The sequence below is a fragment of the Fretibacterium sp. genome (assembly GCF_057312375.1).
The window spans coordinates 1,641-11,027 of the sequence record NZ_DBHLDX010000039.1 but is presented as its reverse complement, the minus strand read 5'-3'; the positions used below and the strand labels follow the sequence as shown (position 1 = coordinate 11,027).

The 9,387-nt window shown below is 64.5% G+C and carries 8 protein-coding genes; 1 reads left to right on the top strand and 7 read right to left on the bottom strand.

What is annotated here, in order from left to right; genetic code table 11:
- From ACO41U_RS07050 to ACO41U_RS07020, 7 genes are all read right to left on the bottom strand, one after another.
- The coding region (locus tag ACO41U_RS07050; protein WP_485942693.1) for a [FeFe] hydrogenase, group A at positions 1-1,550 on the bottom strand (1,550 nt) is incomplete at its 3' end.
- Positions 1,551-3,437: an NADH-ubiquinone oxidoreductase-F iron-sulfur binding region domain-containing protein gene (locus ACO41U_RS07045; protein ID WP_485942691.1), complete on the bottom strand. Its 1,887-nt coding sequence runs from the start codon at positions 3,435-3,437 to the stop codon at positions 1,551-1,553.
- On the bottom strand, positions 3,434-3,925 hold the full coding sequence (locus tag ACO41U_RS07040; RefSeq protein WP_298777559.1) for an NADH-quinone oxidoreductase subunit NuoE family protein: 492 nt from the start codon (positions 3,923-3,925) through the stop codon (positions 3,434-3,436). The genes ACO41U_RS07045 and ACO41U_RS07040 overlap by 4 nt, the downstream gene beginning before the upstream one ends.
- 210 nt (positions 3,926-4,135) lie before the next feature.
- Positions 4,136-5,527, bottom strand: coding sequence for a sodium-dependent transporter (locus ACO41U_RS07035; RefSeq protein ID WP_485942689.1), 1,392 nt, complete (start codon positions 5,525-5,527; stop codon positions 4,136-4,138).
- A 233-nt stretch (positions 5,528-5,760) separates the two neighbouring features.
- The gene (locus tag ACO41U_RS07030) at positions 5,761-6,195 is read right to left on the bottom strand and encodes a GrdX family protein (protein ID WP_485942687.1); all 435 of its coding nucleotides are present in this window, start codon (positions 6,193-6,195) and stop codon (positions 5,761-5,763) included.
- A 22-nt stretch (positions 6,196-6,217) separates the two neighbouring features.
- Complete coding sequence (locus ACO41U_RS07025; RefSeq protein ID WP_298777566.1) at positions 6,218-7,522, bottom strand: glycine/betaine/sarcosine/D-proline family reductase selenoprotein B; 1,305 nt, start codon at positions 7,520-7,522, stop codon at positions 6,218-6,220.
- A gap of 72 nt (positions 7,523-7,594) precedes the next feature.
- Positions 7,595-8,881 carry a glycine/sarcosine/betaine reductase component B subunit gene (locus ACO41U_RS07020; RefSeq protein WP_298777568.1) on the bottom strand — a complete coding sequence of 429 codons (1,287 nt, stop codon included), beginning with the start codon at positions 8,879-8,881 and terminating at the stop codon, positions 7,595-7,597.
- A 273-nt stretch (positions 8,882-9,154) separates the two neighbouring features.
- Here ACO41U_RS07020 and ACO41U_RS07015 point away from each other — a divergent pair.
- A partial coding sequence (locus tag ACO41U_RS07015; protein ID WP_485942684.1) for a sugar diacid recognition domain-containing protein occupies positions 9,155-9,387 on the top strand: 233 nt, incomplete at its 3' end.

Here is a 9,387-nt window from a genome sequence, read left to right as displayed (position 1 = left end):
TCCCGCTTCACGGGGGTCAGGCCGTAGGGCTGGCCCGCGCCGCCGACGCAGCCGCCCTTGCAGGACATGACCTCCACCAGGTGGTAGCTTCGGCGGCCGTCGAAGATCTCCGCGATGAGCTGCTGGGCGTCCTTCATGCCGTGCACCACGGCAATGCGAATCTCCTGGCCCGCGAGCGTCAGGGTGGCCTCCTTCACGTTGTCGAAGCCGCGGATGGAGGTCATCTCGATCTTCTCCGAGGACAGGTACTGCTTGTTGCTGTTCAGACAGCGGCGGACCACCGCCTCCGCCACGCCGCCCGATGTGCCGAAGATCACACCCGCGCCGGAGCCCAGTCCGAGGGGCATGTCCGGGGCCAGATCCACCAGCGCGTCGAAGTCGATGCCGGCCTCCTCGATCATCTCGATGAGCTCCTGAGTGGTCAGGACGTAGTCCGTGTCCGGCACGCCGTTCGTCCGAAACTCCTCCCGCGCGGCCTCCATCTTCTTGGCCGCACAGGGCATGATCGCCACGCTGCAGGTTTCCCGCCCGTCAGCTTCCGCCTGGGCGTAGTACGCCTTGATCACCGGGGAGAACATCTGCATGGGGGAGCGACAGGTGGAGAGGTGCTTCAGGAGGTCCGGAGCGCAGTTCTCGCAGTACTTCACCCATGCGGGGCAGCAGGAGGTGAACATGGGGAAGGGCCCGCCGTCTTCAAGCCGCTGCATCAGCTCCGCCGCCTCCTCCATGACGGTGAAGTCCGCGCCGAGGGTCGTGTCCGTCACGTGGTCGAAGCCGAGGGTTCGCAGGGCGGCCACGACCTTGCCGATGCTGTTGACTCCGGGCTCGAGGCCAAAGCGCTCCCCAAGCGCCACGCGGACGGCGGGTGCGATCTGAGCGACGACGCGCTTTTTGGGGTCGAAGATAGCCTTCCACACGTCGTCGATGTGCCGCCTGACGCGGATGGCGTTGGTGGGACACACCGCCGCGCACTGGCCGCAGCTGATGCACCGGGTGTGGAGCATGGGCTCGTTGAAGGCGGGGCGGACCCGCGCCTCGGAGCCGCGGTTGACGAAGTCCAGGATCCCCATGCCCTGAATTTCGCTGCACACGCGAACGCAGTCGCCGCACAGGATGCACTTGTTGGGGTTGCGGATGATCGCGTAGGAGGACTCGTCCTGAGGCAGGCGCTCCCGCGTGTCCTCGAAGCGAACGCGCTTCACGCCGTAGCGGTGGGCCAGCATCTGGAGGCGGCAGGAACCGCTCTTGGAGCAGACCGTGCAGTCGCACTCGTGGGCCGCCAGCAGGAGCTCGAGGATCATCCTGCGGTAGCGCAGCAGGCGGGCAGTGTTGGTGCGGATTTCGAGCCCGTCCCTCGGCTCCATGGAGCAGGAGGAGTCGATCTTCCCCCGCGCGTCCTCCACCACGCACATCCTGCAGGCGCCGTAGGTGGACAGCTCGCTGTAGTAGCAGAGCGTCGGCATGTCGATGCCGGCCTTGTGGATGACGGCCAGGACGTTCTTCTCGTCGGTGAACTCCACAGGCCGCCCGTTGATGATCATCGTCCCCATTTACCACGCCTCCCGAATCGCCCCGAAGGGACAGTTTTCCATGCAGGCGCCGCATCGGATGCACTTGCCGTCGTTGATGAGGTGCGGGGCCTTCACCGTGCCGCTGATGGCGCCGACCGGGCAGCTCCGGGCGCACTTCGTGCAGCCCTTGCACTGAGCCGCGTCGATCTCGAAGCGCTTCATCTTCTGGCAGACCCTGGCCGGACAGCGCTTCTCCGACACGTGGGCCTCGTACTCGTCCCGGAAGTAGCGCAGGGTGGAGGTCACGGGGTTGGCCGCGGTCTTGCCCAGCCCGCACAGGGCCGTGTTCTGCACGGTGTCCGCCAGTTCCTCCAGCAGGTTCAGGTCCTCCGGCCGGCCCTGGCCCCCCACGATCCGCTCCACGATCTCAAGCATCCGCTTGGTGCCCTCGCGGCAGGGCACGCACTTGCCGCAGCTCTCCCGTTGGGTGAAGTTCATGAAGAAGCGGGCCACCTCCACCATGCAGGTGTCCTCGTCCATGACCACGAGGCCGCCCGACCCGATCATGGCCCCGATCCGCTGCAGGCTGTCGAAGTCGAGGGGCAGGTCGAGGTGCTCGTCGAGGCACAGGCATCCCCCTGAGGGGCCGCCGATCTGCACGGCCTTGAACTTCTTGCCGTTTCGGATGCCGCCTCCGATGTCGAAGATGATCTTTCGGAGGGTGGTCCCCATGGGGACCTCGATCAGGCCGGTGTTCACCACGTTTCCGGTGAGGGCGAAGGCCTTGGTGCCGGGGGAACCCTCCGTGCCGATGCCCCGGAACCAGTCCGCTCCCTCCTGGACGATCTTCGGGACGTTGGCGTAGGTTTCCACGTTGTTGAGCACCGTGGGCTTCCCGAACAGGCCCTGCTCCACCGTGCGGGGCGGCTTCACGCGGGGCATGCCGCGGTTGCCCTCGATGGAGGAGGTCAGCGCGGACCCCTCGCCGCAGACGAAGGCCCCCGCCCCCTGATTGATGTGCAGCCTGAAGCTGAAGTCCGTGCCCAGGATGCCGTCGCCCAGGAGCCCCGCCTCCGTGGCCCGGTCGATGGCGGTCCGCAGGCGCTTCACCGCCAGAGGGTACTCGGCTCGCACGTAGATGTACCCCTCGTCGGAACGGGCGGCGTAGGCGGCGATGGTCATGCCCTCGATCATCCGGTAGGGGGCCCCCTCCATGATGGAGCAGTCCATGAAGGCGCCCGGGTCTCCCTCGTCGCCGTTGCAGACGACGTAGTGCTTGGGAGCCTTCTGACGGAGGACGGACTTCCACTTCTTCCCGGTGGGGAACCCGGCCCCGCCGCGGCCTCGGAGGCCGCTGCGATCGATCTCGTCGCAGACCGCCTCAGGCGTCATGTCGTGGAGCGCCTTGCCCAGCGCCGCGTAGCCTCCCCTCGCGATGTACTCGTTCAGGTCCACCGCGTCGATCTTTCCGCAGAACTCCAGAACGTTGTGGGTCTGCAGCTTGTAGAAGGGGATATCTCCCTCCGTGCGGCAGGTGCCGCCCTCCGCGCGGTAGAGCAGGCGCTCCACCACTTCGTTGCCCTTCAGGGAGCGCTCGAATATCTCCTGGCAGTCCTCCAGGCTCACCCTCGTGTAGAGGACGTCGAGCGGCTGGATGTGCAGGAGGGGCCCCATCTCGCAGAAGCCGATGCAGCCGCTCTTCTTCATGCCAAGGTCCCGGTGCCCCGGCTCAAGTCCCAGCTCCACGGAAACGCTCAGCCCCGCTCCCTCGCAGAGCTCTTTCAGTCGGTCGTAGATCTTGAGGGACCCTCCGGCCACGCAGCCCGTCCCGCAGCAGACGACGACCTTCTTGTCCTGAAGGGCCAGGCCCCTTTCCGCAGCGGCCCGCCGCTCCTCCAGCTCCCGGACGCTCGCGATGCGCGTCATCCCGCCGTCGCCTCCTTTCCCCGAATGGACTCCAGAAGCTCCTTGGCCTTGTCCACCGTCATCGTGGGGTGGACCTCGTCGTCCACCACCACCACGGGCCCCAGCCCGCAGGCCCCAAGGCAGGACACGATCTCCACCGTGAAGAGCATGTCGTCCGTCGTGCTCTGCGCCGCAGTCAGGCCCAGCTCCTTCCGGATCGCCCCCAGGATCGTGGCGCCCTTCCGGACGTGGCAGGCCGTCCCGTCGCAGCAGCGGATGATGTGCTTCCCCTTCGCGTTCAGGGAGAAGTTCTCGTAGAAGGTTGCGACGCCGTAGACCTTGGAGATGCTGACGTGCAGGTAGTCCGCGATCATCTCCAGCGCCGGACGCGGAAGGTAGTTGTAGAGCGCCTGCACTCCCTGCATGATGGGTATCAGGTTCGTCTGGTCGGCCGAGTAGCGCAGCAGGATGTCCTGGATGCGCGTAACGTCAATGTCCGTAGACCCCATTGAAGCCCCCCCTTAAAAAACAAGACAGAAACAAATGAAAGGACGCCAGATCCACGCGCCGTCTTCAGCGCGGCGCAAGACCGACAACTATCTATTGTATTATAAAGACAAGTGAAATAATTTGCAAGGCGCTTGCACAAAAAGGGACGGGAGGCCGATTGACCTCCCGTCCCGGGGTGCGAGGCGCGCGTTTTTTCGGAGCGCTGTTTTTTAGAGCCCGCGGTAGAGGATGACGATGAGGGCCAGCGGGATGCAGTAGGAAACGAAGAGGCTGATCCATCCGGGGATGCGGATGAAGCCCTTGGCCCCCAGGTTGCAGTCGGCGCGATAGTTCTCGAACTTCCAGTCGAAGGACAGGTAGAGGGCTACCAGGATGGCGCAGAGCGGCATCATGATGTCCCCGGAGAGGTGGTCGAAGAAGTTGAAGATGTCGCGGCCCATGATCTTATAAGCGGCCCAGGTGTTGGCGGGGTCGGGGTTCAGGGAGAGGATGGCCGGGATGCCCAGCAGGAACATGACGAGCAGGACGCCCCAGGTGGAGGCCTTGCGGCTCACCTTGAAGTACTCGGCGAAGCTGGCGGCCGGGGCCTCGAGGTAGCCGATGCCGGAGGTGAAGCCCGCCAGGGCAGCCAGGATGAAGAACATCGCGCCCCAGATCATCCCGCCGGGCATCTGTCCGAAGATGACGGGCAGCGCCTCAAAGACGAGGCCGAAGCCGCTGGTGGGGTCCATGCCGTAGCAGAAGAGCGCTGGGAAGACCACGACGCCGGCCACGATGGCGAAGCCCGTGTCCATGGAGATGACCCAGAAGCTGTCCATGGGGAGGTCGCTGTCGTCGCCCAGGTAGGAGCCGTAGACGACGGCCGTGGCGATGCCGATGCCGATGGAGAAGAAGGCCTGTCCCAGGGCGGCCAGCACGGCCTCCCAGGAGAGCTTGCTGAAGTCCGGCGTCAGGTACCACTTCAGGCCGTCCAGGGCCGTTTTGCCCCCCTCGACGGTGGGCTTCATCATGACGGAGTTCACCGCCAGGACGATCAGCATGATGCCCAGGATGGGCAGGAGGAACTTGCAGGTGCGCTCCACGCCGTCCTTGACTCCCTGGGTGACGGTGATGCCCAGGGTGAAGACGACGAAGAGCGTGTAGCCCGCCATCTTGACGGGGTTCTTCATGAGCTCGCCGAACATGGCCTTCGTCGAGTCCGGCGTGGCGCCATGGAACGCGCCCTTGAGGGACTCTACAGCGTAGGCGAACATCCAGCCGATGATGACCATGTAGTAGGCCATCAGGATGATGCAGGCGATGCAGCCCACCCAGCCGATCAGGTTCGCCGGCGTCGTCTTGCCCCCGGTGTACTCCCTGATGCCCACGATGGGCGTGCGCTTGATCTTGCGCCCCAGGCCGATCTCTGCGGTGAAGAGGGGGAAGCCGATCAGGATGCAGATCAGCACGTAGACGAGCAGGAATGCGCCGCCGCCGTAGGTTCCCGTCAGATAGGGGAAACGCCAGATGTTTCCGAGGCCGATGGAGAACCCCGCCGCAGAGAGGATGAAGCCGATGCGGCTGCCCCAAGTTTCACGCTTTTGTCCAGCCTGTTCAGACATGGTAAAACCACCTTCCGTTAGCATCGAAGTTGAATTGAACGCTTTATCGCTTGAAGCGCGGACCGACGCTCAAATCCGGCCCGCAGCGCGCCTCACGGTGTTATGAGGAATGCATGAAGGATAAAGATATCCGCCATGCGGGGAGGTCATAACATTTACTGAAAAATTCAAGCCCCACAGGAATCTTGGGGGCTTAGTCACCCGAAGGCTTTTGAGCGAACGAGGAACGGCGCTCAGGGGAGGGGGGCGGTGCCGCCCTCCTTCAGGTCGAGGCAGATTCGGGAGTCCCGGAGGGCCCTGCAGAGGAGGTCCTCGTCGATCAGGGCGAAGTCCTCGCTGCGGCCCGGTCCCGCGTCCTCGTCGATGGCCCGCTGGGTCGTCAACCGTTCGCGGGCCTTCCCGATGGACAGAAGGCCCGCGGCGTCGTAGCGCCTGGCGCTCTGAGCCAAAAGCAGCGAGCGGTAGGGCGCCCGCATGAGGGGGACGTTTGGGGGCAGAGGGGCGGAAACCAGCGTCCGCCCCTCCTGCAGCAGGGCCTCGGCCCTGTCCAAGACGTCGAGAGGGGACCCCTCGACCCGGTGGACGGAAACGATCCCATGGCTGACCGCGAAGTCCGCGGTCAGCCTGGGGTTGTTCGTCACGATCTCAAAAACAGCGCCGCCGTCCATCGGGGCCTGCGTGCCCTCCAGATCAGTCCTCAAAGATCGTCTGATCGTCGATGGAGGTCTGCATGGCCTTGAGAGCGCGCATCACGAGCTCGCGCCTCTTGGCCTTGTCTCCGGCCTCGCCCAGCTGGGGCGCTCCCACCGGATGGGGGATGGCCACGCCGGGGACGATACGGTTAGCGCCCACCGTCATCATGATGGGAACGATCGTCGCAATCTGCACCACAGGGATGCCCGCCGCCTTCTCAATCTCGCGCGTCATCGATGCACCGCATCGAGTGCAGGTGCCTCAGGTGGAGGTGAGGATGGCCGCGTCTACTCCGGCCTTCTTCAGCTCGGCGCCTATTTCCTTGCCGAACTTCTCCGCGAAGGCCACGGCCGTGCCCGTGCCCGTCGTCGTGTAGAAGTAGGGGTGGACCTTGGCGAAGACCCCCTCCTTCTCCAGCTCCCGCATGACATCCAGCGGGACCACCACGTCGGGGTCCTCGTTGGCGAAGGTACGGTCGTAGCCGCCGTGGATGGACTCGTAGGCGCCCTTCATGCTGGAGAGCTTCGAGATGTCGTAGGTGCCGAAGCTCTCGGCGGAGGAGACGCGGATGTGATCCGGGTTCCCGATGGGAACGATGCCGCCCGAGCTCACGAGGGCGATCGTGGCCTTCTTGATGTCCTTGACGGGGGCTGCCGGCGGGATCTTGTTGAACTTCGGCATCTCGTACTCCGTGCGGAACTCCTCGCCCTTCAGCTTCTTGAGGAGCATCTCCACCGCGCGCTCGGCGCCGTTCTGCTCGTGGATGAAGTTCTTGCGGACGCCGCGGTGGATGTAACCCTCCACGCGCGCCGGGCCCAGGGGTTCGCCAGAGAGCAACTTCAGCGCCAGGGCGGCCATGGACTTCAGGTTCTTCCCCATGCCCCGGGCGCTGTCCGCGCAGGGGACGATGTAGGTCTTCTTGGAGTAGAGCTCCACGCCGGGGTTCTCGATGTACATGCCCGTCAGCGTCGGGATCTTGAGCTCCGCGGCCGCCACCGAGGCGATGTCGCCGCAGGCGAAGCCGTAACGTCCGGCGTTGAAGGCGGGGCCTGCGATCAGGATGTCCGGCTTCAGGTCCCGGATGAGCTTCAGGCACTCCTCCCGCGCCTTGTCCGTGTTGTTGCCGTAGTAGCTGTCGCCGCAGACGACGGTGCCGACGATCTTCGCGCCGTCGCCAAGCTCCTTGGCGAGCCCCACGCCGGGGCCAATGAGCTCCTCCTTGAAGAAGGGCGTCTGGTCGGCCTTCTCCTCGCCGCCGATGCCGGCGTAGAACTGGTTGATATAGTGAACTACACGCTTCATCGTGTCATATCCTCCTTATCTGGTCCAAGCTTTCTTTAAAGAATGGCTCCGTTCCCGGCCTTCCAGCCAGGGTTAGATCCACTCGCAGCCGACCTTGTTGAACCCGATCTCCGCCGTCGAGGCGATGATCGCCTGCATCTCCACGTACATGGAGCCGTCCTTGCGCAGGCTCTCGGCCGCGCCGCCCGACAGGTGGGCGATGGACTCGGGCCAGCCGTAGACGTTCTTCATGGCCGGGACCTCGAGCATCTCGTTCACGTTGCCCGTGGACACGAAGCCCGTCATCTCAGGCGTGGCGTCGGCCAGGCTCTGGCTCGCGCCGTCCGTCCCTGCGGCCTCGTCGGAGACGACCACGGACTTGATCCCCGCGCGCTCGAAGTTGCGGGCGTTCATGCAGAGGTCCGTGTCCGGGTTGCCGTAGCCCTCCTCGGAGACGATGACGCCGTCCGCGCCAAGCTCCTGAGCGATGGAGAGGTTCATCTGGGACGCGCGGACCTTGCCCATCAGCACCGTGCTCTCCTGGGTGGGGATGACGCCAAGGAAGTTCAGGTCCTTGCCGTGGCGCGCGTAGAGGGCCGCCACGATGGGGTTGTGCACGTGGTGCCACGTGGTGTTCTTGTCGCAGGCGGAAACGCAGTTTCCGGAAACCATCGCGCCGTCCAGCACCTCGTTGGGATGCAGCAGCGTCGGGAGGGAGGGGCGGATGTCCGCGCCGTAGACGTAGGTGTCGTGCAGAAGCCCCTGGGTGATGTTCATGCAGACGTAGATCACCTTAGGCAGGTTCGGGTACTTCTCCTTCTCCTCCGGGACGGTGCCCTTCTCGAAGACATCAACGACGTCCGGCTTGGCGTCGCGGCACTTGTCCGCCAGGTACACGCCGAGCTTCAGCCCCGCCTCCCGCAGAACCTGCTCGTACTGATGCTGCTCCAGGTCCTTGATGGGCTCCACCACCAGCACCACGTTCTGCGTGGCGGAGAAGGGCGTGTAGACCGCGCCCGGGCCGCTCATGTCGATGAAGCCCTCCTGGAAGGCCACGATGGGCCCACAGGTCACCACGGCCGCGCCGTCCAACACGAGGGTCTTGCCCTCGCCGCAGCGGGCCATGGCGGTGTTGTTGAACCCTGGGTAGTACCCCTTGCGGTCCAGCTTCACCCGCGGCTCCACCACGTCCTTCACGGGGATGATGCGGGTGCTCTCGCCAGGACGCGCCAGTTCGAGGTCCACCTTGGCGAAGCGGCTCTCCTCGGCGATCAGGGCCTTTGCCTCCTCCTTGTTTACGTAGAGGACGCCGTCCTTGACGCACGTCGCGTTGCCCCACTGGACGTCCTTCACCTTCACCTTGTGCAGTTCCAGTCTCATGCTGCAAGCTTCCTCCTTTTTCTGTTTTGCCGCCCCCGCCCCCGGGAGCTGACGCGGTGCGTCAACGCTCGGTTTTGTGAGGGGTTCGGGCAGGGGGGAATAAAAATCCTGACGGCTCATTTAATCTATGATAAATTCAGAGGCTTCGAGCGGCATTATTCGACGGAATATAAATAAACGGGGGATGGAAAATTTTTTTGTTCTGTTGCATAATATCGCTTGCATAAGACGCCGCTGTGGAGCAGCAGCGGATCGCACGGAGGAGGGGTTCGGGTGCGCAGAAAGACGGCGCAGGCCATTGCGGAGATGACGAGCGAGGTGCTGGGGTACGGCGTGTTGGTGACGGACGAGGACGGGATCATCATCGGGTGCAGCGAGGTTTCCCGCGTGGGGAAGCTCCACGCGCCCTCCTTGTCCGTGATGGCCAGCGGGATGCCGAACCTGACGTCGAAGGAGGAGGCGCAGACGATGGGGGTGAAGCCGGGCTACACGGCGCCCATCCTGCT